The 26,684-nt window shown below is 65.9% G+C and carries 22 protein-coding genes and 1 pseudogene; 6 read left to right on the top strand and 17 right to left on the bottom strand.

Annotation, left to right across the window (positions count from 1 at the left end; all coding sequences use genetic code 11):
• The coding region (locus tag ABF821_RS11470) for a glycosyltransferase (RefSeq protein WP_415530068.1) at positions 1–928 on the bottom strand (928 nt) is incomplete at its 3' end.
• Positions 929–1,063: 135 nt separating this feature from the next.
• On the opposite strand from ABF821_RS11470, the gene ABF821_RS11465 reads away from it, so the two are divergent.
• Positions 1,064–2,044, top strand: coding sequence for a glycosyltransferase (locus ABF821_RS11465; protein ID WP_415530067.1), 981 nt, complete (start codon positions 1,064–1,066; stop codon positions 2,042–2,044).
• A gap of 148 nt (positions 2,045–2,192) precedes the next feature.
• Complete coding sequence (locus ABF821_RS11460; protein ID WP_415530066.1) at positions 2,193–3,089, top strand: fructose bisphosphate aldolase; 897 nt, start codon at positions 2,193–2,195, stop codon at positions 3,087–3,089.
• 230 nt (positions 3,090–3,319) lie between these two features.
• Here ABF821_RS11460 and ABF821_RS11455 read toward each other — a convergent pair whose 3' ends face one another.
• The 4 genes from ABF821_RS11455 to ABF821_RS11440 form a co-directional block, all read right to left on the bottom strand.
• A complete protein-coding gene (locus ABF821_RS11455; RefSeq protein WP_415530065.1) occupies positions 3,320–4,111 on the bottom strand; it encodes a spermidine synthase in 792 nt (263 codons plus the stop codon).
• Between the two features lies 1 nt (position 4,112).
• The gene (locus tag ABF821_RS11450) at positions 4,113–4,862 is read right to left on the bottom strand and encodes a YoaK family protein (RefSeq protein WP_415530064.1); all 750 of its coding nucleotides are present in this window, start codon (positions 4,860–4,862) and stop codon (positions 4,113–4,115) included.
• A gap of 1 nt (position 4,863) precedes the next feature.
• Complete coding sequence (mntR, locus tag ABF821_RS11445; protein WP_415530063.1) at positions 4,864–5,352, bottom strand: manganese-binding transcriptional regulator MntR; 489 nt, start codon at positions 5,350–5,352, stop codon at positions 4,864–4,866.
• 105 nt (positions 5,353–5,457) lie between these two features.
• A complete protein-coding gene (locus ABF821_RS11440) occupies positions 5,458–6,870 on the bottom strand; it encodes a sensor histidine kinase (RefSeq protein ID WP_415530062.1) in 1,413 nt (470 codons plus the stop codon).
• A 206-nt stretch (positions 6,871–7,076) separates the two neighbouring features.
• Between ABF821_RS11440 and ABF821_RS11435 the strand changes: the two genes are divergently transcribed.
• Complete coding sequence (locus tag ABF821_RS11435) at positions 7,077–8,192, top strand: THUMP domain-containing class I SAM-dependent RNA methyltransferase (protein WP_182974909.1); 1,116 nt, start codon at positions 7,077–7,079, stop codon at positions 8,190–8,192.
• A gap of 98 nt (positions 8,193–8,290) precedes the next feature.
• A complete protein-coding gene (locus ABF821_RS11430) occupies positions 8,291–9,169 on the top strand; it encodes a LysR family transcriptional regulator (RefSeq protein WP_415530061.1) in 879 nt (292 codons plus the stop codon).
• A gap of 53 nt (positions 9,170–9,222) precedes the next feature.
• On the opposite strand, the gene ABF821_RS11425 is transcribed toward ABF821_RS11430, so the two are convergent.
• The 11 genes from ABF821_RS11425 to ABF821_RS11375 form a co-directional block, all read right to left on the bottom strand.
• Complete coding sequence (locus ABF821_RS11425) at positions 9,223–9,813, bottom strand: DNA-3-methyladenine glycosylase I (protein ID WP_182974911.1); 591 nt, start codon at positions 9,811–9,813, stop codon at positions 9,223–9,225.
• Between the two features lie 65 nt (positions 9,814–9,878).
• The gene (locus tag ABF821_RS11420; protein ID WP_182974912.1) at positions 9,879–10,265 is read right to left on the bottom strand and encodes an acyl-CoA thioesterase; all 387 of its coding nucleotides are present in this window, start codon (positions 10,263–10,265) and stop codon (positions 9,879–9,881) included.
• 25 nt (positions 10,266–10,290) lie between these two features.
• Positions 10,291–11,805, bottom strand: a complete 1,515-nt coding sequence (locus ABF821_RS11415) for a succinate CoA transferase (protein ID WP_415530069.1) — start codon at positions 11,803–11,805, stop codon at positions 10,291–10,293.
• Positions 11,806–11,851: 46 nt separating this feature from the next.
• Complete coding sequence (locus ABF821_RS11410; RefSeq protein ID WP_415530060.1) at positions 11,852–13,042, bottom strand: thiolase family protein; 1,191 nt, start codon at positions 13,040–13,042, stop codon at positions 11,852–11,854.
• A gap of 33 nt (positions 13,043–13,075) precedes the next feature.
• The gene (locus ABF821_RS11405) at positions 13,076–14,011 is read right to left on the bottom strand and encodes an electron transfer flavoprotein subunit alpha/FixB family protein (protein WP_415530059.1); all 936 of its coding nucleotides are present in this window, start codon (positions 14,009–14,011) and stop codon (positions 13,076–13,078) included.
• Positions 14,012–14,049: 38 nt separating this feature from the next.
• The gene (locus ABF821_RS11400) at positions 14,050–14,799 is read right to left on the bottom strand and encodes an electron transfer flavoprotein subunit beta/FixA family protein (protein ID WP_183008649.1); all 750 of its coding nucleotides are present in this window, start codon (positions 14,797–14,799) and stop codon (positions 14,050–14,052) included.
• A gap of 39 nt (positions 14,800–14,838) precedes the next feature.
• Positions 14,839–16,608 carry an acyl-CoA dehydrogenase family protein gene (locus ABF821_RS11395; RefSeq protein ID WP_415530058.1) on the bottom strand — a complete coding sequence of 590 codons (1,770 nt, stop codon included), beginning with the start codon at positions 16,606–16,608 and terminating at the stop codon, positions 14,839–14,841.
• A gap of 62 nt (positions 16,609–16,670) precedes the next feature.
• Complete coding sequence (locus ABF821_RS11390) at positions 16,671–18,938, bottom strand: 3-hydroxyacyl-CoA dehydrogenase NAD-binding domain-containing protein (RefSeq protein WP_415530057.1); 2,268 nt, start codon at positions 18,936–18,938, stop codon at positions 16,671–16,673.
• Positions 18,939–18,947: 9 nt separating this feature from the next.
• Positions 18,948–20,564 (bottom strand): electron transfer flavoprotein-ubiquinone oxidoreductase, encoded by a 1,617-nt coding sequence (locus ABF821_RS11385; RefSeq protein WP_415530056.1) that lies wholly within the window; start codon positions 20,562–20,564, stop codon positions 18,948–18,950.
• A 406-nt stretch (positions 20,565–20,970) separates the two neighbouring features.
• The gene (locus ABF821_RS11380) at positions 20,971–21,102 is read right to left on the bottom strand and encodes a hypothetical protein (RefSeq protein ID WP_415530055.1); all 132 of its coding nucleotides are present in this window, start codon (positions 21,100–21,102) and stop codon (positions 20,971–20,973) included.
• Between the two features lie 323 nt (positions 21,103–21,425).
• Positions 21,426–24,302, bottom strand: a complete 2,877-nt coding sequence (locus ABF821_RS11375) for a TonB-dependent receptor (RefSeq protein ID WP_415530054.1) — start codon at positions 24,300–24,302, stop codon at positions 21,426–21,428.
• Between the two features lie 189 nt (positions 24,303–24,491).
• Between ABF821_RS11375 and ABF821_RS11370 the strand changes: the two genes are divergently transcribed.
• Together ABF821_RS11370 and ABF821_RS11365 are read left to right on the top strand one after the other, a co-directional pair.
• Positions 24,492–25,223: an RNA polymerase sigma factor gene (locus ABF821_RS11370; protein ID WP_415530053.1), complete on the top strand. Its 732-nt coding sequence runs from the start codon at positions 24,492–24,494 to the stop codon at positions 25,221–25,223.
• Positions 25,220–26,185: a DUF4880 domain-containing protein gene (locus ABF821_RS11365; RefSeq protein WP_415530052.1), complete on the top strand. Its 966-nt coding sequence runs from the start codon at positions 25,220–25,222 to the stop codon at positions 26,183–26,185. Before ABF821_RS11370 ends, ABF821_RS11365 begins: the two co-directional genes overlap by 4 nt.
• 53 nt (positions 26,186–26,238) lie before the next feature.
• Here ABF821_RS11365 and ABF821_RS11360 read toward each other — a convergent pair.
• Positions 26,239–26,538, bottom strand: a pseudogene (locus ABF821_RS11360) (transposase); the annotation flags it as partial.
• Between the last annotated feature and the right edge of the window lie 146 nt (positions 26,539–26,684).

Genomic DNA, 26,684 nt, shown 5'->3' with positions numbered 1-26,684 from the left:
CCTCGGGAATCCCCCCCACCCGCGTGGCCCCGCCCGGCACGCCGCAGACCGCCGCCTCCAGCATCACCATCCCCAGTCCCTCGACGCGCCCGCTGGCCGTCAGCACGCTGGGCAGCACCAGCATCATCGCCCGCCGCATCCATTCCATGACCACCGCATGCGGTTGCGCGCCCAGAAACAGCACCCGTTCCGCCACCCCCAGCGCACCGGCCAGCGCCTCCAGCCGCCCGCGCAACGGCCCCTCCCCGATAATGGCCAGGCGCAGGTCCCGATGCGCCGCGGCCAGCCGGGCAAAGGCCCGCAGCAGATATTCGGTGCCCTTCAATTCGACCAGCCGCGCGACATGCAGGATCACCGGCGTCTCTTCCGCCGGCTCGCGCGGCTGGTAGGCCGCACAATCCACACCGATGTAATGGACATGCGTCCGCTCCGCCGGAAAGCCGCGCGCCACCGCCTGGTCGCGCAGAAAGCCGGAATTGCACAGGAACAACTGCCCCTGCCGCGCCAGCGCGCGCCGATGCAGCGGATAATTCACCCAGGCGGGCGAGCGCAGGAAATACCGGTCGGACAGCGTCACGTCGAAACCATGGAACGTCGTCACCAGCGGCACACCCAGCCGCCGCGCCAGCGGCAGGGCATACACCCCATCGATCCCGAAATGGGCATGGACCAGCGCGGGACGCCGCCCCGCCAGCAGACGCAGATACGGCGCGGGATCGCGCGTCAGCATCTGCGCCAGCATGCGTGGCCACGCGCCATGCCGCCAGAGGTCGCGCAGCAGCAGCGCACGCGCCCCATCCGGCCCCGGCCCAAAACGCATGCGTCCTACATAGAGCGGCGCATACCGAAGCAGGGCCTGCACCTGCTGGACGATGAAAATCTCGGAAAGCCGGAACTGGTTCTGGCGAAAGATGACAATTTCACGCAATAGGACGTTCTCTCGATCGCCAATGGTCTTCTTAAGACGGGCGGCACTCTACAGTCGGACAGCGACAAAGCAAAAGAGCGCGCATTTCACGATGAAGCCGACAGTTCAAACCCGCGCGACGGAAAGCCGACTGCCATGACCATTCCCGCCCGCGTCCATTTCTGCTGGGTCGGCCCCCGCCTGCCCTGGGCCTATGTCTTCGCCATCCTCTCGGCCGCCGCGACGGGCGACATGGACGCGGTCATCCTGCATCACACCGATGCGCTCGCGGACGGCCCGCAGAAGCGCACACTGGAAAGCACCCCCGGCGTCATCCTGTCCCGAATCGACCCGCAGCGCGACCTGGCGGCTGTAGAACAGGCCGCCGACCTGCCACCGGGCAGCCTTGTCGCGCTGTATGAAGGCGTCCGCACGCCGGTCCAGCGCGCGGATATCCTGCGCACCGCGATCTTGTACCGCGACGGCGGCATCTATCTGGACATGGACACCCTCACCACGGCCTCGCTGCGCCCGCTGCTGGAATCCGGCCCGTTCGTCGGGGCCGAGCGCATCGTATGGCCGCCGCATGTCCGAAACACACGGTCGCCCCTGCTGAAGACACGGCATATCGGCCTGTCGCTGATGCGCCGCGTGTTCCGCGCGCTGCCCGGCGGCTGGAAAGGGTTCCGCCGGGTCGAACATCTTTACCCGCTCGGGCTGAACAACGCGGTGCTGGGGTCTCCGCCCGGCACGCCGTGGCTGCGCGCCTGCCTCCGCGCCATGCTGGCCCTGTCACCCGAAGCACGGCTGCGGCCCTACGCGCTCGGTCCCCACCTGCTCCAGAGCGTCGTGGAGCAAGGGGGCGCGGAAGACCTGACGATCCATGACCCGTCCGTGTTCTACCCGGTACCGCCCGAGATTTCGGAACATCTCTTCCGGACCAGCCGACAGGCGCGGGCGGCGGATATCCTGCTGCCCGGCACGCGCGTGGTGCACTGGTATGCGTCGGTCCGCACACGCTCGCGGGTGGGGCAGATCACGCCGGCCTATGTCAGGGCTCACCGCAACAGCGAATATTACAGTGCTCTGGTCTACGCCACGGTCCCCGACCTGCCCGCCGACAGCGCTCCGGACTAAGCGCCGCGCTCGACAGCCTCTTCACCATTGACGGCAAACCCGGCAATCTCCAGAAACGGGCAATCGCCTGGGGGGAGACGGTTTCACGACCACCGATCCCGGAGCGAGGCCCAGATACGCATCTGCACCAAGCGGGGGAAACATAATCATGTCGTTCGAGAGCATGAAGTCACAACTTTCTGCCAAGCCTGGTTTCATCGCCGCCCTTGACCAGAGCGGCGGCTCCACGCCCGGCGCGCTGGGCCATTACGGCATTCCCGAAAGCGCCTATAACGGCGACGACGAGATGTTCCGCCTGATGCACGAGATGCGCGTGCGCATCATCACGGCACCATCCTTCACCGGCGACAAGGTCATCGCCGCCATCCTGTTCGAGCGCACGATGGACGGGCTGGTCGGCGACAAGCAGGTTCCCGCCTATCTCTGGGAAGATCGCGGCGTCGTCCCGTTCCTGAAGGTCGACAAGGGGCTGGAAGAGGAAGTCGACGGCGTGCGGCTGATGCAGCCCATCCCCGGCCTGGACCCGCTGCTGGCCCGTGCCGTTAAGCTGGGCATCTACGGCACCAAGGAACGCTCGGTCATCAACCTGGCGAACCAGGAGGGCATCGCCGCCATCGTGGCGCAGCAGTTCGACCTGGCCCGCCAGATCGCCGCCCACGGGCTGGTGCCGATCCTGGAACCGGAAGTCCTGATCAAGAGCCCGCAGAAAGCCGCCGCCGAGGCGATCCTGCGTGACGAACTGGCACGCGGCCTGGACGCGCTGCCCGGCGACTATCAGGTGATGCTGAAGCTGACGATCCCCGAGACTCCGGACCTGTATGTCGACCTGGTCCGCCACCCGCGCGTGCAGCGTGTCGTGGCGCTGTCCGGCGGCTACACGCTGGACGATGCGTGCACCCGCCTGTCAGCCAACCACGGTATGATCGCCAGCTTCTCCCGCGCCCTGGTCGGCGACCTGAAAGTGTCCATGACCGACGCCGAATTCGACGCCACCCTGGCAAAGGCGATCGACAAGATCTACCGGGCCTCCACCACCAAATCCTGAAACCTGCCTGGAAATGCGCGCTGGTGGCGATCCAGCGCGCATTTTCTGCGCTTCGCTGCTCACGGCCATCAAGGCCGCTCCGCTGCGATGCTCGAAAATACACGCCGGGCGCGGCCCAAGGGGCCGCTCTCGCTCACCAGCCCACATTTCCAGGCAGGTTTTCCAAGCAACCCGGAAACCCTCCCGCGCGATCCAGCGCGCATTTACGGCGTGACCGAGGGGCCGCCCGGTCACACCGTCACATCGACCGGCCGAAAGCGCATCCGCTCCAGCGATCGGCGCGTCTCGGCGATCATCGTGCGCGGCGGCAACAACAGGCCGGGCTCACCCAGACCGGCCACGGCACCCGCCAGCAGCAGGACATTCCCCTCCCGTCCCTCGGCCTCCTCGAACAGGCGCACGTCGCCCCAAGGAGTCACCGCCCGTCCGGCGGTGACGGCGGCCCGACCGACCAGATCCGGCCGACCGGGCCCCTCGAACAGGTTCATCGCCAGGAATCCATCGTCCGCCAGACGGTAGGCCGCATCGGACAGGAAGCCCGCCCCCACCAGATGGCTGGGCACGACATCCCCCCGAAAGGCATCGACGACGATTGCGCCAAAACGTCGGGTCGCGGGCAACTCGCGCAGACAGGCCGCCCCATCCGTCAGATGGCACGGAATCCACGACGGCAGGCCGAAATGCTGCCGGGCAATGGCAAAGGCCAGCGGATTCACATCGACCAGTTCAACTGCCCGCTCCGCCCGGTCCAGCATGGTGGCCAGCGACCCGCCACCGCAGCCGATCACCAGAACCGGCTCATCCGGCCGGGTGCCCGCCGGGGTCTGCATCAGGAAGCCGAACAGCGCATGGATATAGGGCGCGTAACTGATGCCGTCGGCATCGCTCTCGCTCTGGCACCAGCCCTCCTGCCAGTAGATGCGGCTTTCGGTCCGAATATCCTCGCTGATCCAGATATCGCCCTGGTCGCTGCGATAATGGGCCAGCACTTCATGGTCGGGGGGGATAAAGACTGCGGTCATGTCAGGCCACCGGTCCCGGCGGCCTCGGACCCGACAACCGATCCCGCAGATCGGCCATCGCCCCCGGCAGCGCGAGCCAGACCAGGATCGGCGCCAGTCCGAGCAGCGCACCCGCCCGCCACCAGCCATAGGTGAGCGCGCCGCCCACCCCACCACAGGCGAAGGACAGGACGATCCCGCCATGAAGCGCCAGCCGCTCGCGGACCTGCACCATACGGCCCGGATCGCCCGGCCGGCGCACGGCGTCCAGCCAGTCCGCGAGTTCGATCCCGAAATCGGTCAACATGCCGGTCATATGCGTCGTGCGCACCCGTGCGCCGGAAATGCGCGTGACCGTGGCGTTCTGCAATCCCATGAGGAAACTGAGCCCATAAGCCAGAACCGGCTCGCGCGGCCCGACCCGCAACGCGATATCCAATGCCCCGAGCAGTGCCAGCAGCAACGCCTCCAGCAGGATGCTGTAGGCATAGATGGCCGGGCGACCATGACGCCGACCGGCATTGACCAGAAAAGCCGACAGAACCGCTCCCGCCACGAAAGCGGCGATCAGCCCCAGGCAGGCCACTGCCGACGACAGATCGACCGCGCGCAGGTCCATGGACAGGCGGGAGAGGTTGCCCGTCATGTTGGCCGAATAATACCCGACCGCGAGAAAGCCCGCCGCATTGACCGCACCGGCGACCGCCGCCAGCGAACAGCCCAACCGGCGGTCCATGACGAACGTTCTGGCTTCCCCCTCGCGCAGCAGCATCCTACCCGCCCTGTGTCACCCCATCCGCCATGAAGGATTGCAACCCGGCATCCAGCGCGCGCTCGAAGGCGGCCAGCGTCTCCTCGCTGGCATAATGCTCGATTCCCTCGGCATCGATACGCACATTCTCGGTGCTGATCCCCAGCGCGGCCAGAAAGGATTCGACGATCCGATGCCTTCGGCGCACATCCATCGCCAGCGACGCACCGGCCTCGGTCAGGAACACCCCGCGATAGGGCTTCTGCGTCACGAGCCCCTCATTGGCCAGCCGGGCCAGCATCTTCGCCACCGTGGGCTGGGAAACGCCCAGCCGCGCGGCGATATCGACCTGCCGGGCCTCCATGCCCTCGGCGAGCAGATCAGCGATCAGTTCGACATAATCCTCGACCAGAACATTGCGCCGAGCCGCACGATTGGCCCGAAATCCCTCGGATTGCGCCTTCGCGTCCACGATACGCGGCGCTTTGGCGGCCCCCGCTTGTCTTTTCAATGCATCCCTCGCGGCCAGACAATATTCTCAGAAGCATAAAACATTCCTTCCCTTCAGTCCATCCAGGCGGAATGCGACGGCCACGACAAACCAGCCTAGATCCTTCTACAACAGAGGAGCCGCACCCGTTTCCACGGCTGCCGCCGGGCCGGCAGCGGCCGATGCCTTCTCATCCAGCACACGGGATTTCGGGGCCTCGAACGCCCATGACACGCCCTCAGGCTCATAGCGATACGTCACCGCCGCCCCGATGACGGCCCGCGGATTCCGCTCGATCACGGCCGTACCGAACCCCTGGCGGACGGGCGCCTTCACTCTGGGGCCGCCACTTTCCTGCCAGACCAGCCGAAAACGATCGCCATCGTTCCGCTCCAGCACCGCCCAGTCTATCGCCACCGTCCCGGTATCGTTCGACAGCGCGCCGTATTTAATGGCGTTGGTCGTCAGTTCAAAGATCGCCAGCCCCAGCCGTTCCGCCGTCTCGGGCAGCAGGCGCAATCCGCCCACACCATGCAGCAGCAGGCGTTTCTGGTTCACGTCGCCGATCACCGCCGTCTGCGAAGCCAGCAGCTTTTCGATCGTGATCCCCGACCATTGCCCATTGATCAGCAGCTCCTGGTTCCGCGCGATCGCAGCAATGCGCTGGCCGAGAATCGCCACGAACGGCGCCTGCGGGTCCGGCACGGTCCGCCGGATCAGCGCCTGGACCACGGCGAGCATGTTCTTCGACCGGTGCGCCAGTTCATGCAACAGCAGCGCGATCCGGCGTTCGCTGGCACGCTGCACGGTCACATCACGCGAGACGCACAGAATGGCCTCGACATCCTCGTCGGCGTTTTTCAGCGGCGTCAGCATATTGTCCCAATGGCGCGGGTCCTGACCCGGCAACTGGCTGATCCCGAGAAAACGCGCATTCTCCCCCTGCTTCGCCTTCAACAGCGCCTGGCGCCCCGCCTGATGCGCTTCCCTGGGCAGCAGATGCAGCCAGTCCATGCCGAAACCTGAGTCTTCGCCCACATTCAGCGCCACGCAGCCGGCCCGGTTCATGCGCGCCAGCGTCCCATCCGGCCGGACAAGCTTGATGCAGTCGACGCTGATATCGAGCATTTCCCGCTGTAACCGGCTGTCGCGCAGAAGCGCCAGTTCACGGCGCTTTCGGGCATGGATATCCGTCAGGCTCAACAGCCAGTGGCGCCCCCCATCCAGCCCCTCGGGCAACGGGCAAACCCTCAGCAGAAACCAGCGTGCCCCATCGACCGGATGCAGGATGCGCAGATCAGCCTCGAACGTGCCGCCGGCCAGCATAGCCTCCCGCATCGCCGGGTCGAACTGGCGCTGATCGGCGGGAAGAACCCATTCCATCCATCGGGACGAAGCAAAGTCCGCTGTCCCGTATTCTCTCCAGACCCTGTTGAAATATTCATGCCGACCGTCGTCTCCGCAGACGCAAACCATATCCGGAACAAGGTCGAGAGAACTATATCGGTCTTCAGAAAAAGCTTTTTTCTCTTTCGACATACGTACTTCCGACTGTTTGGCCGGTGTCTGGGCCACCCGATATTACCCCAATAAATATAACAAATTATGGCAATATGCTCCCCTCGAAAGAAATTCATCCATCATATTGAATTATTTATAAATTCCCCCACCACGACATACCATGCGCCCCCATGCCGGAGGGCATGCCGGTTGCTGTGGCCGCGGCTTCCTGCCATGCAGGCCCGATGACGCAAGACCGGGATTTCGAGATCTTCCTCGCCACAGCACCGGGCCAGGAAGACGCACTGTGTGGCGAAATACGCCTGAAGGGCTTCAGGCAGCCCCATGCCGTTCCCGGCGGCGTCGTCATCAGGGGCGGCTGGCCGGAAGTCTGGCGGGCCAATCTCTGGGTCCGGGGGGCCAATCGTATCCTGGCGCGCATCGACGCCTTCAAGGTCGTCCATCTCGCCCAGCTCGACCACCGCGCACGGCTGGTGCCGTGGGCCGGCCTCCTGCGCCCCGATATCCCCTTCCGGGTCGAAGCATCCTGCACCGGGTCGCGCATCTACCACGCCGGCGCCGCCGCCGAACGGATCGAGAATGCGATCCGCAGGACCATCGGCGCCCCCTGCTCACCCGATGCCGACCTCACGATCCGGGTCAGGATCGACCACGATCTCTGCACGATCAGCATCGACAGTTCCGGGGACCTGCTGCACCGGCGCGGCCACAAGCAGGCCGTCAACCGTGCCCCCATGCGCGAAACCATGGCCTCGCTCTTCCTCCTGCAATGCGGCTATGACGGCAACGAGCCGGTATTCGACCCGATGTGCGGCTCGGGCACCTTCGTCATCGAAGCAGCCGAGATCGCGGCCCGCCTCAATCCCGGCCGCTCGCGCCATTTCGCGTTCGAGCACCTGGCCAATTTCGACGAAGCCGCCTGGCGGAAAATGCGCGACGTCAAAAGCATGCGCACACCGACATCCCGCTCCTACGGCAGCGACCGCGACGCCGGGGCCATCACCATGAGCCGCGCGAACGCCGAACGCGCGGGCGTCACCCCCTGGACGACGTTCCAGCAGACCCCGATCAGCGACATCCGCCCCCCCTGCGACACGCCGGGACTGGTCATCGTCAATCCCCCCTACGGCACCCGCATCGGCGACCGAAAAGCCCTGCTCCCCCTCTACCGCGCGTTGGGGCGCACGCTGGCGACCCATTTCAGCGGCTGGCGCGTCGGCCTCGTCACCACCGAATCCGGCCTGGCCCATGCCACCGGCCTGCCTTTCCTGCCCAACACCGCGCCAATACCGCATGGCGGCCTGCGCGTAACGCTGTTCCAGACCGCTCCCCTCGCCTGATATTCTGGGGGGCAGCGGCCGTCCGGCCCGCCCCACGAGGCTTCCGACGCAGCCTCCCAGCCTTTCGCGTGCGGATTCCCAGCCATGATGGCCCTGCCATGATCGACATTCGACAGATGCGCTATTTCGTCGTGCTGGCCGAAACGCTGCATTTCGGGCGCGCGGCCGAACGCCTGCATCTGAGCCAGCCGCCCCTCAGCCGCCAGATCGCGGCTTTGGAGAAGGAACTGGGCGTCCGCCTGCTCGAACGCAACTCACGCCACGCGACCCTCACCCGTGCCGGCCAGCGTTTCCTCGACGATTCCAAGGCGGTCCTGGCCGCGTTCGATCAGGCCTGCGCCAACGCCCAGCTGGCGGAACACGGCCAGCTTGGCGAGCTTTCCATCGGCTTCATGATGTATGCCACCTACACGGTGATCCCCAGCCTCGTGCGCCGTTACGTGGCGCATTATCCCATGGTCCATACCCGGCTGCGCGAGGTCATTCCGGGCTCGCTCGCCGCCGATATCCTGGCGGGCCGTTTCGACGCGGGGATCATGTTCGATCCCGGCTTCATTCGCGGGCTGCAAACAAGCGCGATCCTCAGCGAACCGCTCTGCCTGGCCGTGCCGGCGAACCACCCGCTCGCCCTCCGCGCGCGGATCGAAGCCAGGGACCTGGAAGACGAACCCCTGCTCGCGGCACCGGTCGAGGTCTCCACGATGCTGCGGGAGGCCATCATCCGATATTGCCGATCAGGCGGTTTCGAGCCGATCATCCGGCTGGAAACGCAATATCAGCATACGATCGTCAATCTGGTCGCCGAAGGGCTGGGCGTCGCCCTGGTCCCCGACGGAATCCGGAAAGCGCGCAGCGGCGGCGTCGTTTTCCGCGATCTCGACAACGCACCGATCGTCAATCACGTCGTGGCCTGGCGACCCGGCAACCTGAACCCCGCGCTCACACCGTTCCTCGCGGAATGCGAACGCAGATCATAAAAAGTCAGGACGGCCGACACCGTACGCCACGGGCACGAACGACACCCCGCTCTTCACCCCGCGCCCTGCCGACGATGGCGAAAGCACGCGGGATCATGGTCGTCGATCATGCCGACAGCCTGCATCCAGGCATAAACGATCACCGGCCCGACGAACCGGAACCCCCGCGCCTTGAGCGCCTTCGCCATCGCCTGCGACAAGGGCGACTGCGCCAAGACCGCCCCGGTCATGTTCCGCACCGGCGCCTCCGGCACCATGCTCCAGGCGAAGTCGGCGAAATCCTCCCCGCGTTCCATCATCGCCAGATAGGCCCGCGCATTGCCGATCGTCGCCTCGATCTTGGCGCGCGCCCGGATAATTCCGGGGTCCGCCATCAGGCGCTCCACGTCCGCCGCCCCGAAACCTGCGACCCGCTCGGGATCGAACCCCGCGAACGCGCGCCGAAATCCCTCCCGCCGCCGCAGCACGATCAGCCAGGACAGACCGGCCTGGAACCCTTCCAGACACAGCATTTCCCACAGCATCCGGCTGTCATGCACCGGCACGCCCCATTCCTGGTCGTGATAGGCCCGCAGCAACGGGTCCGTCTGCGCCCATCGGCAGCGGGTCACGGCAGGCGTTCCGGCAACGGCGTCATCATCCATTCCGGTCCTATAGCACGGGGGCCGCCCCCACGAACCCCGGCCGACGCCAAAGTCCCCGGCGTCGCCTACACGGCCACCTGGCGCGGCCGTCCCTCCGCATCCAGCGCGACGAACACGAAACAGCCCTGTGTCACCTTCTGGATTTCCGTCGTATGCCGGACCCGCCGCCAGGCCTGAACGTCGATCGTCATCGAGGTCCGCCCCACCTTCAGCAGACGGGTATAAATACTGACCTCGTCCCCCACGGCGACGGGATGGTGAAACACCACCCCGTCGATCGCCACCGTGGCACACCGCCCCCGCGCGGTCAGCGCGGCGGTCGTGCTGGCGGCCAGATCCATCTGCGACATCAGCCAGCCACCGAAAATATCGCCCGAGGGATTGGTATCGCTTGGCATCGCCACGACCCGGATCGTCAGCTTCCCGTCATCAATCGTCAGTTCTTCAGTCATATCCACCTCTCTCGAAGCCCTGCCGTCACGCGCGCATCGACCCGGTCTCGATAAAGCGCTGGTGCCAGGCCAGGGATTCCCGCAACAGATGCGGCGTCTCGCCACCGAAGACACCACGCTCGGCGCGGTCCAGATAATCCTTCAGCATCGGCCGGTATTCGGGATGGGCGCACCGGTCGATAATCAGCCGCGCCCGCTCGCGCGCCGACAATCCCCGCAGGTCGGCCAGCCCCTGTTCCGTCACCAGCACCTGCACGTCCTGATTGACGTGATCGACATGCGCCATCATCGGCACGATGGCGGAAATGCTGCCGCCCTTCGCCGTCGACGGCGCCATGAAGATCGAGACATGGGCACTGCGCGCGAAATCCCCCGATCCGCCAATCCCGTTCTGCACGCGCGACCCCATGACGCGCGTGGAGTTCACGTTGCCGTAGATATCGGCCTCGATCATCGTGTTCATGGCAATGCAGCCCAGCCGCCGGACGATCTCCGGATTGTTGCTGACTTCCTGTTGCCGCAGCACGATCTTTTTCCGAAACGCCGCCATCTCGCGGTTCAGCAGCGCGGAGGCCCCGGCACTGACCGAAAACGCCGCCCCTGAAGCCGCCCGCATCTTGCCCGAATGAAGCATGGCCAGCATGCCGTCCTGAATCACCTCGGTATAGGCCACCAGATCGTCAAACGGCCCCTCGGCCAACCCCGCCATCACCGCATTGGCGACATTCCCGACCCCGGACTGAATCGGCGGCAGCGACGCGGGCAGGCGCCCGCGCGAAACCTCATGGCGGAAGAATTCCATCAGATGGCCCGAAATCGCCCGCGCCGCGCCATCCGCCTCGCGAAAGGACGCGTTCAGATCAGGCTCGTTCGTCAGGACGATCGCGGCCACCTTGGCCGGATCGACATGCAGCACCGTCTCGCCGATCCGGTCCTCGGGGCGGCGCAGCGGCAGTTCGCGCCGATCGGCCGGCAGGGTATCGCCCGCCCAGATGTCGTGCAGTCCCTCGATGGCCGGATTATGCCATTCATTGACCTCGATGATGACCTTGTCGGCCATGTCGAGCCACGTCTTGTTATTGCCGATCGAGAGCGTCGGCACGATCGCGCCATCCTCCCGGATCGCCGCCGCCTCCACCACGGCCACGTCGATCCTGCCGAAGAAACCCGCCCGCACCCAGGGCGCCAGGCGGCTCAGATGGGTATCGACATAGGCCGTCTCCCCGGCATTGATCCGCCCGCGCATGTCGGGGTCGCCATTATAGGGAATGCGAAAACTCACGCCGTGCGCCCGCGCAAGCCCGCCATCGAGTTCCGGGCTGGTCGAGGCCCCGGTAAACAGACGCACCGCAAAGGGCATGCCACCCTGCCGCGCCTCTTCCACCCGGCGGACCAGGGCCCTGGGCACGGCCTTCGGCGTGCCGGACGGCGTAAAGCCCCCCGTGGCCAGCGTCATGCCATGCTGGATATGGCCCGCGGCGTCCTCGGCGCTGCAAATCCTGCGCCGCATGCCGGCATGTCGAACACGATCCTCGCCCATATCGGTCACTCTTTCCGTTTTTCTTGTTTCTTGTCCGGGTGGCGGATCAGGCTGCGATCTCGATGGCGATCGCGGTGGCCTCCCCTCCCCCGATGCACAACGCCGCAACCCCGCGCCGCGCACCACGCGCGCGCAGGGCATGGAGCAGGGTGACGATGATGCGCGCGCCCGTCGCGCCGATCGGGTGCCCCAGCGCACAGGCCCCGCCATGCACGTTCAGCCGGTCCGCCGGAATGCCCAGGTCCCGCTGCGCCGACATGGCCACCACGGCAAACGCCTCGTTGATCTCGAACAGATCGACATCGCCGACCGACCACCCGGCCCGGTCCAGAACCTTGCGAATGGCCGGAATGGGCGCGGTGGTGAACCAGGCCGGCTCCTGCGAATGGGTCGCGCAGGCGCGGATCTCGGCCAGAACCGGCAGCCCCGCCCCCAGCGCGAACGACCGGCGCGCCAGCACCATCGCGGCCGCCCCATCGGCGATCGCCGACGAACTGGCGGCGGTGATCGTGCCATCCCGGCGAAAGGCGGGCTTGAGGGCGGGAATCTTCTCCGGCGAAATCTTCGGCGGGTTCTCGTCGGCCGCGACGCGCACGTCCCCCTTGCGGGTGGCCAGCGTCACGGGCTCGATCTCCTGCGTAAACGCACCCTCCGCAATCGCAGCCTGCGCGCGCATCAGCGTCCGTGCGGCATAGAGGTCCTGGTCCGCGCGGCTGAACCCGTACGCCTCCGCCGTGGCCTCGCCGAAATCGCCCATCGACCGGCCGTCTTCATAGGCATCTTCCAGCCCGTCGCGCAGCATGTGGTCCACGACCGTCTCGTGTCCCATGCGATAGCCCGTGCGCGCGCGCGGCAGCAGATAGGGCGCGTTCGACATGGATTCCATCCCGCCCGCCACGGCAACCGTCGTCGATCCCGCCAGCAGCGCATCCCGCGCCATGAACACCGCCATCATGCCCGAGCCACAGACCTTGTTGACCGTCGCAGCCGCCGTCCCCTGCGGCAGGCCCGCGCCCAACGCCGCCTGGCGGGCCGGATTCTGCCCGATCCCCGCTCCCAGAACGCAGCCCATGGTCACCATATCCACCCTGTCGGGCGCCAGTCCGGCCCGGCCCAGCGCACCGCGAATGGCGGTCGCCCCCAGCATCGGCGCCGTGGCGGCGGACAGATCGCCCAGAAACCGCCCCAGCGGGGTCCGTGCGGCCGCAACGATCACGGCAGGATCTTCATGTATCATGATGTCTCTTCCTCGTCGCGCTGACCCGACCGGTCAGCCAAGCGCCTTTTCCAGTTCGGGAACGATCTCGAACAGATCGCCGACGATGCCGTAATCGGCCACCTGGAAGATCGGCGCATCCTCATCCTTGTTGATCGCCACGATCACTTTCGAATCCTTCATGCCGGCCAGATGCTGGATCGCCCCGGAAATGCCCAGCGCGATATACAGGTCGGGCGCCACGACCTTGCCGGTCTGGCCCACCTGCAGGTCATTGGCGGCGTATCCCGCATCGACCGCCGCGCGCGACGCGCCGATGGCGGCATGCAGCCGTTGCGCGAGCGGGCCGAGAACCTCCTGGAACTTCTCGGCCGATCCCAGCGCCCGCCCGCCGGAGACGACGATCCGGGCCGACGCCAGATCCGGCCGGTCGCTGCTGCTCAGCGTCTCGCCCGCGAAGCGCGCGCGCCAGTCGCCCTCGGGCACCCCCACCGCCTCGACCGGCGCGGCAGCGTCGCCCACCCCGGCGGCGGAAAAGGCCGATGTCCGGATCGTCAGAAGTTTCTTTTCATCCGTGCTCTGCACCACGGCGACCGCATTGCCGGCATAGATCGGCCGCTCGAACGTATCCGGCGAAACCACCCGCACCACATCGGAAACCTGCATCACGTCGAGCAGCGCCGCGACACGCGGCAGCACATCCTTGCCGCCGGAGGTCGCCGGCGCGGCGATCACCCGATACCCCCCGGCCAGCGACAGAACGAGCGCGGCCACCGGCTCGGCCAGCCCGTGCGCGAACGCCTCGTCGTCCGCCAGAAGCACCCGCCCCACGCCCCGGAGTTTCGCAGCCTGCCCAGCCACCGGCCCGGCCTGATGTCCCGCGACCAGAACATGCACCGCATCGTCGATCGCCCCCAGCGCACTCAGGGCGCGGGCCGTCGCATCGGAGAGCGCGCGATTGTCGTGATCCGCGATAAGAAGTGTCGTCATACCGATCTCCGCCCTCACGCGGTTGCAAAGGAAACGTGTCAGACAAGCCCCGCCGCGCGCAGGTCTCCGACCAGTTCGGACGCGGTCGCCACCCGGATGCCCGGCTTGCGCCCGGCGGGCGGCCGCACCGCGAGAATCTTCAGCCGCCGGCCGATCTCCACGCCGTAATCGGCAGGCGTGCCGATCTTCAGCGGCTTCTTGCGAGCCTTCATGATGTTGGGCAGCGCGCAATGCCGGGGCTCGTTGAGGCGCAGATCCGTGGTCACCACCGCCGGCAGCGGCAGCGACAGCGTCTGCAACCCGGCATCGATCTCCCGTGTCACCAGCAACCGCCCATCCGCGAACCGCACGGCGGAGGCGAACGTCGCCTGGGGCCAGCCCAGCAGCGCCGCCAGCATCTGGCCGGTCTGGTTGCAATCATCGTCGATCGCCTGCTTGCCCAGGATAACGAGGTCCGGCTGTTCCTCCCCCACCACCGCACGCAGCAGCTTGGCCACCGCCAGCGGCTCGACCGTCTCGTCGGTCTGGATCAGCGTGGCCCGATCGGCCCCCATCGCCAGAGCCTGGCGCAACGTATCCTGCGCCTTGACCGGCCCGATGGAGACCACGACGACCTCCTCGGCCAGCCCGGCCTCCTTCAGGCGCAGCGCTTCCTCCACCGCGATCTCGCAGAACGGATTGATCGCCATGCGCATGCCCGAGAGGTCGATACCGCTTTCATCCGTCCGGACGCGCGGCCGCGCGTTGGAATCGAGAACCATCTTGACCGGAACAAGGATCGTTTTCATGGATGCTTTTCCTCCGTGGATCATATCCGGGGCCACGCGTCAGAAATCCCCGGCGGCCAGCGCCATGAGGGGCGCATTCCCCGCGCCGATCTGCCGCGCCAGCGCCCCCGCCTGCGGCAGGACGCGGCCGGCAAAGAACCGGCCGACCGCGATCTTGCGCCGCGCATGGGCATCCGCGTTCTCCCCCATCGTCACCACGGTCAGGGTCATCCGCAGCCACAGCCAGCCGAAGGCCACCAGCGCGAACAGGCGCAGATAGTCGGTCGCCGCCGCATTGCGCTCGTCCAGTCCGGCAAGATCGCCGTCGATCAGCCGCGCCGTCACCGGCTCCAGATGCGCCAGCGCCTCCGCCACGGCCACGCGGAGCGCGGCAGCCTCGGCAACGCCCTCCGCCTGCTCCACCGTCTCCCTGATCAGCCCGAGGAACATCCGGACAGGGCGCCCCCCGTCCAGCGGCAGTTTCCGCACCACCAGATCCTGTGCCTGGATGCCGTTCGTCCCCTCGTAGATCATGGCGATCCGGGCATCGCGGACGAACTGCTCCTGCCCCCATTCCCGGATATAGCCATGTCCGCCCAGCACCTGCTGGCCCAGCACGGCGGCCTCGAACCCGAAATCGGTCAGCGCCGCCTTGATCACCGGCGTCAGCAGCGCCACCAGCCCGCCCGACACGCGCCGGACCTCCGGATCGGGATGGAATTTCTCCTTGTCCATCTCCAGCGCCGTAAACAGGCTCAGGGCCCGCCCGGCCTCGATGAAGGACAGCATCGACAGCAGCATCCGCCGCACATCCGGATGGGCAATGATCGGTGCGGTGCCGGCCCCATCCGTCGCCCGCCCCTGCAACCGCTCGCGCGCATAGGTCGCGGCGGTCTGGTAGGAGGCATCGGCCACCCCCAGCCCCTGCACGCCGACGAACAGCCGCTCGGCATTCATCATGGTAAACATCGCGACGAGGCCACGATGTTCCTCCCCCACCAGCCAGCCCTGGCACCCGTCATAATTCATGACGCAGGTCGGCTGGGCATGAATGCCCATCTTGTGTTCCAGCGCCCCGACCGAGATGGCATTGCGCGCACCCGGCGCCCCATCCGGATCGGGCAGAAATTTCGGGCAGAGAAACAGGCTGATGCCCCGCGTGCCCGCCGGCGCCCCCGGCAACCGCGCCAGCACGAGATGAACGACGTTCTCCGCCATGTCATGATCGCCGGAGGAAATGAAGATCTTCGATCCGGTCACGGTGTACGAACCATCGCCGCGCGGCGCCGCCGTCGCCTTCAGCAAGCCCAGGTCGGACCCGGCACCCCCTTCGGTCAGCGCCATCGCACCGGTCCAGGTCCCGGCAATCATCTTGGGCAGATAAAGCGCTTTCAGCGTTTCGTCGCCATGCGCCTCGATCGCTTCATACGCCCCGCGCGTCAGGCCGGGAAACAGCCCGAACGACAGATTGGCGGCCGACAGCATCTCGTCCACGAGGATCTGCACCGTGCGCGGCAACCCCTGCCCGCCATGATCGGGCGACGCCGACAGCCCACCCCATCCGGCGTCGGAGAACGCCGCATAGGCTTCCGCGAAACCTTTCGGCGTCCGCACCACGCCGTCTTCCAGGCGGCAGCCCTCGGCATCGCCGCTCATGTTCAGCGGCTGGAGAATCTCGGCGCAGAAACGCCCGGCCTCTTCCAGCACGGTCCCGACCACATCGGTATCGATCTCCGCATAAGCGGGGATTTCGGCAAAGACCTGTTCGGCGCCAAGGACATCCTTCAGCACGAACATCATATCCTCGACCGGAGCCTTGTAGGCTGGCATGTCCTGTTCTTCCTTCTTGTACGATGTGCAATGTGCGGCGTGGCTGTGCGGTGTGCCGCCCGTCAGTTGCGCAGGGGTTTTCCGGTAGCGATCATCTGGCGCATGCGCGCCCTGGTCGGGTCGGTAAAGGCGAGGTCCAGAAAGCATTCCGTCACCCGCGCATTCAGGTCCGCGACACGGACAGGCCGCCCGTCACCGGACAGAATGTCGGCCAGCGCCCCCGCAATCACGCGGTCATGCGGCGCGAGAGAAGGCGCCAGGTCCGCCACCACGCCCTCCAGCACCGCGCGCGGCGGCAGATGCAGATCCGGCGCGACGGGCGGCCGGAAACCGGGCCGCAACGCCTGCGCGACGGTACGGGCCTCGGCGATCAGCCTGTCGGCATTCATCACGATGCGATCATCCGGCCGCAGCAGGCGGGCCTCCCGCGCACAGAAGGCGCCCGGCCACGTCACGCCCCGCACCACGGCCCGCAGCGTCGCGGCGGCCGCAGCGCCCGCATCCAGCCCGGCGGCCTGATGCCGCGCCAGCCACGCCGCCACCCCACCCCAGCCCGGCACCAGCCCGACCTGCGCCTCGACCAGCCCGATCCGCGCCTCGGCATGGGCCACCACCCGATGGGCATGGAGCAGACATTCACACCCTCCGCCGACAGCCAGCGCCCCAACCGCCCCGACCACCGGAAACGACGCTCCGGCCAGCGCATCGAACGCCTGCTGCCCGGCGCACAGAAACGCTTCAAGCCCCGCCCGGTCATTGCCTTCCGACAGCGCCAGCATGGCTTTCAGGTCCGCGCCGGCACTGAAGACCGGCCCGTCATTCCCCACGACCAGCGCATCGAAATGATCCGGCACGACGGCCGCAACCCGTTGCACGGCCTCGATCAGCGGCGCGGTAAAGACGTTCAGCCGGGTCTGGAAGGCAAACAGCCCCACACCCTCGCCCAGATCCCACAGCGACGCGGCCGCGCTCGACCAGACCGGTTGCCGGGCCAGACGCAGCGCCGGCAGCGCGATGACACCTTCGGCCGGCTCCAGACGCGCATGCACCGCCCCCTGCGCCCGCGGTACCAGAACCTCGCGCGCGCCTTCCGCGACACGATAGAACCCACCGGCGGAGGCCGCCTGCAAAAGAGCAGGCACCGGCTGCCCGTCCTCGGCCAGCCGGCCGGCCAGCCATTCCGCCCCGATCCGGTCGATCAGCTCGAACGGCCCATAGGTCCAGCCATAGCCAAGCCGCATGGCCTCATCCACCTGGTCGGGCCGATCCGCGATCTCCGGCACCAGAGACGCCGCATAGGCCAGGGTGCGCGACATCACCGCCCAGGCATAGCGCCCCGCGAGATCGTCCCCCGCCATGAGCCGGCGCGGCTCCCCCTCCAGCACCGGCGCCGGGCGCGGGTCGCGATACGCCCCGCCGGAAAGGTCCAGCACCTCCCGCGCCCCGCGTCCCGCGACCATCCGGTAGAAGCCGCCGCCACCCTTGCGCCCCGTCAGCCCCTGCGCCAGCATCGCGGTCACGCGCGCGGGCTCGGCGTCATAGGCCTGAATGGCGTCCCCAGCCGGCAGATTGGCCTGAAGCGAGCGGATCAGCCCCGGCATCAGGTCAATGCCGATCAGGTCGTACAACCCGAACACGCCCGTACGCGGCAGGCCGAACGGCTTGCCCATCACCGCGTCGGCGGTCTCCACGTCGATCCCCAGCCGCAAGGCTTCGCCCAGCCCCGCCGCCAGCCAGAAACAGCCGATGCGATTGGCGATAAACCCCGGCGTGTCGTTGCAGGCCACAATGCTCTTGCCGAGGCCGACATCGATAAAGCGGCTCAGCCGCGCCACGCTGTCCGGATCGGTCCGCGGCCCGGTCACCAGTTCCAGCAGGCGCATCTGGCGCGGCGGATTGAAGAAATGCGCAATCAGCACATCACGGGCCAGCGCCGGGTCCATGCCCTCCACCAGATCGCGCAGCGGAATCGTCGATGTGTTGGACGACAGCACGCAACCCGGCTTCCTGACCCGCGCGATCTCCGCGAACAGGCCGCGCTTGACGTCCAGCCGCTCGGCCACCGCCTCCACGATCCAGTCCGCATCCGCCAGCAATGCCATGTCGCTGCGCGTGCTGCCGGTCCGCACCCGGTCCGCGAAACCGGGCAGCATAAAGCCCCCGGCCTTGACCTGCCGCTCCACCGCACGGGCGGCGACCTCGGCATCCAGGTCCAGCAGCACGACCTGCGCCCCGGCATTGGCCATATGCGCCGCGATCCCGGCCCCCATGGTCCCGGCGCCGATCACCGCGCAGGTCCGAAACGGCATTTCGTTTTCGATATCGTTCATGTCTTGGCCTCACATATTCGCGTAATTGGGGCCACCACCGCCCTCGGGCGGGGTCCAGGTAATGTTCTGGGCCGGGTCCTTGATGTCGCAGGTCTTGCAATGCACGCAGTTCTGCGCGTTGATCACGAAGGAGGCCGCTCCATCCGCCGCCACCGCAACCTCATAGACCCCCGCCGGACAATAGAGCCGCGCAGGCTCGCCAAACCGGGGCAGGTTCTCGCGGATCGGCAGCAGCGGATCGGCCAGCCGCAGATGGCAGGGCTGATTTTCTTCGTGATTCACCCCCGACAGATACACCGAGGACAACCGGTCGAAGGTCAGCACCCCGTCCGGATTCGGATAGGCGATCGGCGTCACCTCCGCGCGTGGCCGCAGGCTGGCATGATCGGCCTTGCGATGGCGCAGCGTGCCCAGAACCGAGCCCCCCGCCAGCGCATGCGCCCACATGTCCAGCCCGCCGAGCGCCAGCCCCGCCAGCCCGAAGCGCGACCAGAGCGGCTTGACGTTGCGGACAGGGTACAGATCCCGCCCGATCGCGGACATCCGCCATCCCGCCTCATAAGATCGCGGCTCGGCCAGATCCGGCTCCGCGACGATCGCATCCGCCGCCTGCATGCCGGAGAGGATGGCGTTATGCGATCCCTTGATCCGCGCGACATTCATGAATCCCGCCGCACAGCCGATCAGCGCCCCGCCCGGAAAGGCCACACGCGGCACCGCCTGCCATCCGCCCTCGGTCAGGGCCCGCGCGCCATAGGCCACCCGGCGTCCCCCGGCCAGCAGATCGCGCATGGACGGATGCGTCTTGAACCGCTGAAACTCGTCGAACGGCGACAGGGTCGGGTTGGCATAATCCAGATGAACGACGAACCCCACCGTCACCAGTTGATCGGCACCGTGATAGACGAACGACCCACCCCCCGTATGCCGGTCCAGCGGCCATCCCACCGTATGCCGGATCAGGCCGGGATGACATTTCCCCGGCGCGACCTCCCACACTTCCTTGATCCCAAGCCCATATTTCTGAAATCCGGAGTCACGGTCCAGCCCATGGCGCGCAATGACCTGCTTGCTCAGCGAACCACGCGCCCCTTCCGCGAGCAGGGTGTAGCGCGCGCGCAGTTCCATGCCCGGCGTAAACGCCGCGGTCGGCTGGCCATCCTTGCCGATCCCCATGTCGCCGGTCGCAATGCCCGCGACCCGACCGGTCTCGTCATACAGGATCTCGGTCGCCGCGAACCCGGTATAGATCTCGACCCCAAGCCCTTCCGCCCGGCCCGCCAGATACCGCGTCACCTCGCCCAGCGAGCCGACGAAACATCCCTTGTTGCTCAGGCGCGCCGGAAACAGCATTTCCGGCACGGAAAACGCCCGCTCCCGCGTCAGGAACGCAAATCGGTCCTCCACAACCTCCTGGCGAAGCGGGCGATCGTCCTCTTCCCGCCACCCCGGCAGCAGCGCATCCAGACCCACCGGGTCCATGACCACGCCGGAGAGGATATGGGCACCGGTTTCCGCCCCTTTCTCGACCACGATGACCTGAAGTTCGGGTGAGCGCTGCTTGAGCCGGATCGCCGCCGCCAGACCCGCAGGCCCCGCCCCGACGATCACGACATCACACGTCATCCCCTCTCGATCCTCACGATGCCCAGGCACCTGCATCCCCCTCACGCCGCCAAACCTACCAAACACTTGTTGGGTGAAATCTAGGGACCGGCTCAACGCCTTGTCGAGGCCAAAAACAGGCACGAGCGATCACAGATGCATGATGTCAATCGGCCTTGAATTCTGCGCCTCTGGTGAAGCCCGCGCGGGATCGTTCGTTCTGATAGAGATCAGAAGCGGCTCCAGACGGCAGCCGAGCGGCCGCACACATCGTCAAACGGTCCAGCATAGGGCACCAGCGTCGCGCGCTCGGCCCGGACCATGTCCCGGACCGTCTTGTCCCGCTATTCCGGCTGCGCACCCGTGCGCGCCAGATGAATACAGCAATCCAGACGCCAGCCATTCATCTTCGCATAGCAGCGAAATTTCAGGCGCGACGAAAACAGCCGCCGGCGTGCAGGCCCGCGGCTCTTCCAAAAACATGAGCGAAAAGTTGCAAAAAGCGGCGATAACCGTTCGATACCGTGCGCATAAAGACCGTTTCCACCGCCGTCTTCATGCTGTCACAGATCCCACGCCGGCACACATCTGTGAACCGGCATGGAAAACCGACCCATCTGAAGGGGTCATCGGCACCGAAACCTGCCCTCTTCCGCGTGGATGCGACGGAAACCGCCTATTTCGGCCTCCAACCGGGCCGTCGGCAGAAATCCACGCCTATGCAAACCGTGTCAATGTCCGTCAGAGCGGACAACCGATCGCAAACCAGCAGGACGCAGCATCCATGCCGCAAATGCCAGAGCATTTCCACCGAAAACCAATTCGGTAGACATGCTCCAGTAACCGCTCGATAAAAAGGGAAGCAATACCGCAGGCGGCCCTTCAGTCGACCACGACCTGAAAGTAGATGCTGCGACCGTAATAATCTTTCTCATTGATCCGTTGCAGGTTGGTGCCCTGCACATAGGTCCGATGGGCGCCGACCAGGTTATCCACCTCGTATTTCAGGCGAATATGGTCGGTGATGTCGTTCCACGCCGCCAGGTCCAGGCTCGTCAGTTCGCCATACCCCACATTCTCCCAGGGCTGCGACGCGGGGTCTGTCAGATATTTGGGCGTGTAGGACAGTGTCGCCCGCACCGCGCCCCGCATCTGCGGCACATGCCACGTCACGGCACCGTTGAAGATATAGTTCGGCTGATCAGGCAACTGGTTCAGCTTGTAAGACCCGCTGGACGACGCATAGATCATCGAGCCGTGCATCCACGTTCCGTTGACCGAGATATCGAAACGCTGCCCAAGCGGGCCGCGCAGCCCCTCCTCGACCAGCGACCCTTCCACACCCATCAGCGACGAATTGGTGGCGTTCAGCGGCTGGGTCACCGATGTCGGCATGCCGTTGATCATCTCATGATCCAGCAGCGTGTAGATATCGTGCTTTATCATCTTGTCGAAATAGGCGACGCTGACGACACCATGATTGTGGTTGAAATATTTCTCGACCGACGCATCGAAATTCTGCGCCTGACGTGGCCGCAAGTTCGGATTGCCGCGCGAGAGCGTGCATTCGGTCCCGCCGCGCTGGTCGTCGCCGCAGGTCATCTTCTGCACCTGCGCGATCTGTGAGGGCATCGGCCGCCCGACGCTCTGGCTGTACGACGCCCGCAGCTTGACCGCGTAAGGGAAGTCATGAACGAACGTCACCGACGGCAACGGGTGCAGGTAACCGCCATGGTTGGTTCCCATCGCCCCCGTCGCCGTGCCGTTTTCGACCTGCGGCAGCAGGCTGCTGAAACTGACCGAATCCGCCCGCACGCCGGCGATCAGCAGCGAGTCCCGCCATTTGTAGTGCAGTGACAGATACCCGTCGATCAACTGCTCCCGATAGCGATAGAACGATTCCAGCGTATCGTTCCGGCTGGTGGCCACGTCCAGCTTCTGCCTGGCCCAGGGGAATTTCCCCATATCGATCCAGGGCAGTGTATAGTGCGAGCCCGGCGGCACGAAATTCGGAAAATACATATAGTCCGAGGCATCGCCGCCCGCGACGTAATCCTCATAGTTCATCTGGTCCGTCACGTTCAGCGTCCGCCACTCGAAGCCGGTGGCCAGACCGAATCCATGCACGTTCGGTCCGATATTGCGCGTATAGTCCAGCCTGACGTTGGTCACGCCCTCCCGCGCCTTGTCGTGATAGCGCTGGATCTGGCTCAGATTGTATTTCATCGCCCGCAGCTTGTCGGGGTCGCTGACGCTGGGCATCGACGCGAAATCGTCCTTGATGGTATAATCGGCATAAAGCGGGTAGAGCCCCTGCTTTTTCGGATAGGCATAGGCCGTCAGGCGCGGCTGGTAATTCTGGTAATCCTCCCAGGTATAACCAACCTTCAGCTTGAGGGCCGAGATATTGTCATGCCAGCCCACGTCGCCCAGCACGCCGCTGCTGTCGCTCTGCCAGCGGTCGCGCCGAACATAACTCGACGAGCGATAGACCAGTTCCCGCCCGCTGGTCGGCGTCTGATCCCATATCTGCGGGTTGTCCAGCAGAAGATAGGTGTGGTTCATCGTGGAATGTTCCCACCGCTCATAGGTATATCCCATCAGCGACGTGCTCCACCCCGAATCGTGGGGCCGCCATTCCAGCCGTCCCGACCCGCCCAAATTCGTGATCGAATTGGAATAATTTCCGTATTCGATGTCCTGCGGCGCCTCCAGGCCGTTCCATCCCAGGGCGCGGCTGGGAATGTTGTTACTCTCCCCGCCCACCGGCAATCCCTTGTCGTCGTAGAAATAGCTGTCCGTCTGCCAGTTCTTGTAGGAATTGCGCACACGGTTCTGGTAGCGCATGGAAACGATGATGCCGAACTCTTTGTCCTTGCCGAACCGATCGGACAGAACGCCCTTCGCACCTTGCGCCAGATGGCCCGCCTGCCCCGGCACACGGTTGGCGCCGGCAGCCCCCTTGTAGGTGTTGTAGACACCATAGGCGGTGAAATATTTGTACAAGCCCTTGTAGTCGAAGGCACTGCGCGGCGTCATGTCGATGACCGCGCCGATCGCCCCGCCATCCTGCTCGGCGGTAAACGTCTTGTAGATATCGTCCTCGCCCGTCAATTCTCCGGGTATGTTCTGAAGATTGACGCGGCGTGTCCCGCCGCCATTGTCCCCGATCGTCGCCAGCGTGATTCCGTTCAGCGTCGTCTGGTTCAGGTCGGGTGAAATACCCCGCACACTCACGAAACGCGGCTGGTCGCCGTCCTGAATACCCGTCACACCGGGCAGCAGAACCAGCAGGTCGGCGACCGAGGACGCCCCGCCACCCAGGCTCGACGTATCGTTATAAGCGATGCTGTCGACAAGAACGTCCGAATTCCGCTTCCTGGTCACGACCGAACGGTGGCCGATCACGTCGAGCTGTTCTTCATCGCGCACATGAGACACCGCCTTCGGTGCCACAGGCTTCCGGCGGATCACCGCATCACGGCCGTTGAACTCGCCGACGACCAGCGCCGAACCCGCCAGCATGGCCGACAGCGCGGCCCTGTCATCCATGAGGCCCTTTACGGCATGCACTCTGATATTTTCCGCGTTCTGCCCGTTCGCAATCACGCCGATTCCGGTGGCCTTCTGATAGAGGGCGAGCGCGGCGGGCAGGCTCGTCGCCGGGATATCGAAAACATGCGTCGCAGCCAGCACCGGATGTGACGATATCGTTGTACCAAGCAGAAGCCCCGAAACCAGGACACTCGAACGACGCATTGCGATGGAACCTCCGGCAGAAAAGAGCGTGCATGCAGGAAGACGCGCACCGGCCCCACATCCCCTCCCCGCGGTTCCCCGCAAATTCGTTAAAGATTCGCGTCTTCAATATTTCATTTTTATTACACGCATTACGAAACGAACAGAAAAGCGCCACTGACACACATTTCCCTCCGCCTCCCCCATGCCATGCGGATCAAGATCATCCCCGGGCGCTCTTTACGCCATCGCATGATGCTGTCACGACACCGGGCGTCTTCATCAGGGGAAGTCCGAATCACCGTGCGCGCAGACAGCGGAAACCATGCCGGCGAAACGCGGCCCGACCTTCCCGACGACAGCCGGCTCTCCTGGATCGTCGACGATGTCCTGCCGCACGAAGGCGCGATCCGGCGATGGCTGCGGCGCTTCCCGCTGGTCGGCACAAGCGCCGAGGACATCATCCAGGAATGCTATGCCCGCCTCTGCGCCTCCAATCCGGGGGACATCCGCGACGGGCGTTCCCTCTTCTTCCACTGCGCCCGCAACCTGGTGATCGAATTGGCACGCAGGGCGAATATCCATTACCTGGACCGCGACCTGGACTGGGACACAGCCGATATCGCGGACGCCGCCCCCTCGCCGGAACGGATCGCCGCGGGCCGGCAGGAAATGGACCATCTCAAGGCGGGCATGCTCAAGCTGCCGGCGCTCTGCCGCGATGTATTCGTTCTAAAAAAGATATACGGTTTGACCTATACGCAGATTGCACAAAAACTTCGGATTTCGGAACGTTCGGTAGAACGACAGATTGCCAACGGCCTGGCCCGCCTCGCGTCCCACGCCGGCAGCGATCGACGTATCGAAAGAGCGCCCGAAGCGGTCCGGCGCAAGCCGATCTCCCTGCCCGACAGCAAACGCCAGGCAGGTGATCGCCAGTGAGCGAAGAGAGCGGGCCACCAGAATGCCCCCGACCCGACGCACGGACCGAACAGGCGGGGCGCTGGGTCGCGGCCCAGGATCGCGGGCACCTGTCGCCATCCGAACAGGCACGCTTCGACAGGTGGCTGAAGCATGACAGCCGCAATGTCGGCGCCTATGTCCGCGCCCAGGCCATCTACCGCGCACTGAACTACACGACGGCCGAAGCGCCCCTCCTGCGGGAGGTCGCGCGGCCACGCGCCCCGACCGTCGGCCGACGGCACCTATTCGCCGGCGCCGCGGCCGCCTGCGCCGCCGGCCTCGTCGCCGGGGCCATCCCGCCCGACCGCGTCACGCTGCTGCGCCGCGAGCAGGAATCGCCCAGGCGCTACGCGTGGCAGGATGCCATCGTCACGCTGGATGCGCTCTCGGCCGCGTACGTGCCCGCTTCCGCGCGCACCGGGCGGGGCATCCGCGTGCTGTCGGGGCGCATCGGCGTGCAGGCGGCGCGGGCGACGGCGCGCGTCTCGGTGGGGCGGTTCGTGTTCCAGGCAGCCGATGCCGATTTCGACCTGGCGCTCGACGCCGCACGCCCCACCCTGGTCGCCTATCGGGGGGCCATCGGCGTTTCCGACGGCAGCCTGCACACGGTGCTGCAAGGGCCGGCGATCTATCACCTGCCCGGCGACGACGCGCCCGATCAGACGACGTTCATCCCCCACCCGCTCTCCGTAACCGGGATTCTGAGCAGCCGCGCGTGGCGCGAGGCCCAGGCGGTTCTCAGCAATACGCCCGTCGCCGAGGCCGCCGCCCAGTTCAGCCGCTATTCCCGCACCAGGATCGAAATCACGAACGACCGCATTGCCCGCAACCGCGTCACGGGCAGCTTCGATCTGCTGCGCCCCGCCGATTTCGCCCGCTCCGTGCAAAGGCTCCTTGGCTGCCACCTCTCGGAATCGGGCGGCCGTCTGATCCTGTCCTAGCAGGCTGTCGGGTTGGACGCTGCGGTCGTGATGAGTGACGAAGACACCGGCGTTTACGCGGCGGTCAGTCGGGCGATCCTGCGGCAATTGTATGCGAGGACGACGAGGGCTTTTGCCGGGTCCTTTTGGAGCCTGGTCTTCATATCCAGACGCCAGCGTTCGGTGATCCGACGCGGTTCATTGGGTGGCGGCTCTGGCCGGAAATCATAAGAGCGCCGATCCATGGGGCGTCCGATGGCAACCAGCGGGTCCACGCCCCTGGCCTGCAATGTTTCGACGACCTTGCGACTGGCGAAGCCCGTATCGGCGAGGACGGTTCGCGGCAGACCGATCCTTCCCTCCATTGACCTTACCCCCTGGCACGAACCGGAAACTCCAGGGTCAAGGAATATGCGGGAGCTTATAACTTCTGAAGACGAACCACGTCCCGCGATAAGCCGACATACTGCATTCCTGAAGAGTTTCGGGCGCCGTAAGGCGTACGAAAGTCGGGGAGGAC

This window comes from Gluconacetobacter sp. (assembly GCF_047721585.1).
Taxonomy (GTDB): Bacteria; Pseudomonadota; Alphaproteobacteria; order Acetobacterales; family Acetobacteraceae; genus Gluconacetobacter; species Gluconacetobacter dulcium.
The sequence above is the reverse complement of the archived record's forward strand: the minus strand, read 5'-3'. Positions and strand labels throughout refer to the sequence as shown.

Coding starts and splice junctions, on each gene's coding strand:
- ABF821_RS11465 (WP_415530067.1), top strand. CDS start 1,064: ATGACCATTCCCGCCCGCGTCCATTTCTGCTGGGTCGGCCCCCGCCTG.
- ABF821_RS11460 (WP_415530066.1), top strand. CDS start 2,193: ATGTCGTTCGAGAGCATGAAGTCACAACTTTCTGCCAAGCCTGGTTTC.
- ABF821_RS11455 (WP_415530065.1), bottom strand. CDS start 4,111: ATGACCGCAGTCTTTATCCCCCCCGACCATGAAGTGCTGGCCCATTAT.
- ABF821_RS11450 (WP_415530064.1), bottom strand. CDS start 4,862: ATGCTGCTGCGCGAGGGGGAAGCCAGAACGTTCGTCATGGACCGCCGG.
- ABF821_RS11440 (WP_415530062.1), bottom strand. CDS start 6,870: ATGTCGAAAGAGAAAAAAGCTTTTTCTGAAGACCGATATAGTTCTCTC.
- ABF821_RS11435 (WP_182974909.1), top strand. CDS start 7,077: ATGACGCAAGACCGGGATTTCGAGATCTTCCTCGCCACAGCACCGGGC.
- ABF821_RS11430 (WP_415530061.1), top strand. CDS start 8,291: ATGATCGACATTCGACAGATGCGCTATTTCGTCGTGCTGGCCGAAACG.
- ABF821_RS11425 (WP_182974911.1), bottom strand. CDS start 9,813: ATGGATGATGACGCCGTTGCCGGAACGCCTGCCGTGACCCGCTGCCGA.
- ABF821_RS11420 (WP_182974912.1), bottom strand. CDS start 10,265: ATGACTGAAGAACTGACGATTGATGACGGGAAGCTGACGATCCGGGTC.
- ABF821_RS11415 (WP_415530069.1), bottom strand. CDS start 11,805: ATGGGCGAGGATCGTGTTCGACATGCCGGCATGCGGCGCAGGATTTGC.
- ABF821_RS11410 (WP_415530060.1), bottom strand. CDS start 13,042: ATGATACATGAAGATCCTGCCGTGATCGTTGCGGCCGCACGGACCCCG.
- ABF821_RS11405 (WP_415530059.1), bottom strand. CDS start 14,011: ATGACGACACTTCTTATCGCGGATCACGACAATCGCGCGCTCTCCGAT.
- ABF821_RS11400 (WP_183008649.1), bottom strand. CDS start 14,799: ATGAAAACGATCCTTGTTCCGGTCAAGATGGTTCTCGATTCCAACGCG.
- ABF821_RS11395 (WP_415530058.1), bottom strand. CDS start 16,608: ATGCCAGCCTACAAGGCTCCGGTCGAGGATATGATGTTCGTGCTGAAG.
- ABF821_RS11390 (WP_415530057.1), bottom strand. CDS start 18,938: ATGAACGATATCGAAAACGAAATGCCGTTTCGGACCTGCGCGGTGATC.
- ABF821_RS11385 (WP_415530056.1), bottom strand. CDS start 20,564: ATGACGTGTGATGTCGTGATCGTCGGGGCGGGGCCTGCGGGTCTGGCG.
- ABF821_RS11380 (WP_415530055.1), bottom strand. CDS start 21,102: ATGAAGACGGCGGTGGAAACGGTCTTTATGCGCACGGTATCGAACGGT.
- ABF821_RS11375 (WP_415530054.1), bottom strand. CDS start 24,302: ATGCGTCGTTCGAGTGTCCTGGTTTCGGGGCTTCTGCTTGGTACAACG.
- ABF821_RS11370 (WP_415530053.1), top strand. CDS start 24,492: ATGCGGATCAAGATCATCCCCGGGCGCTCTTTACGCCATCGCATGATG.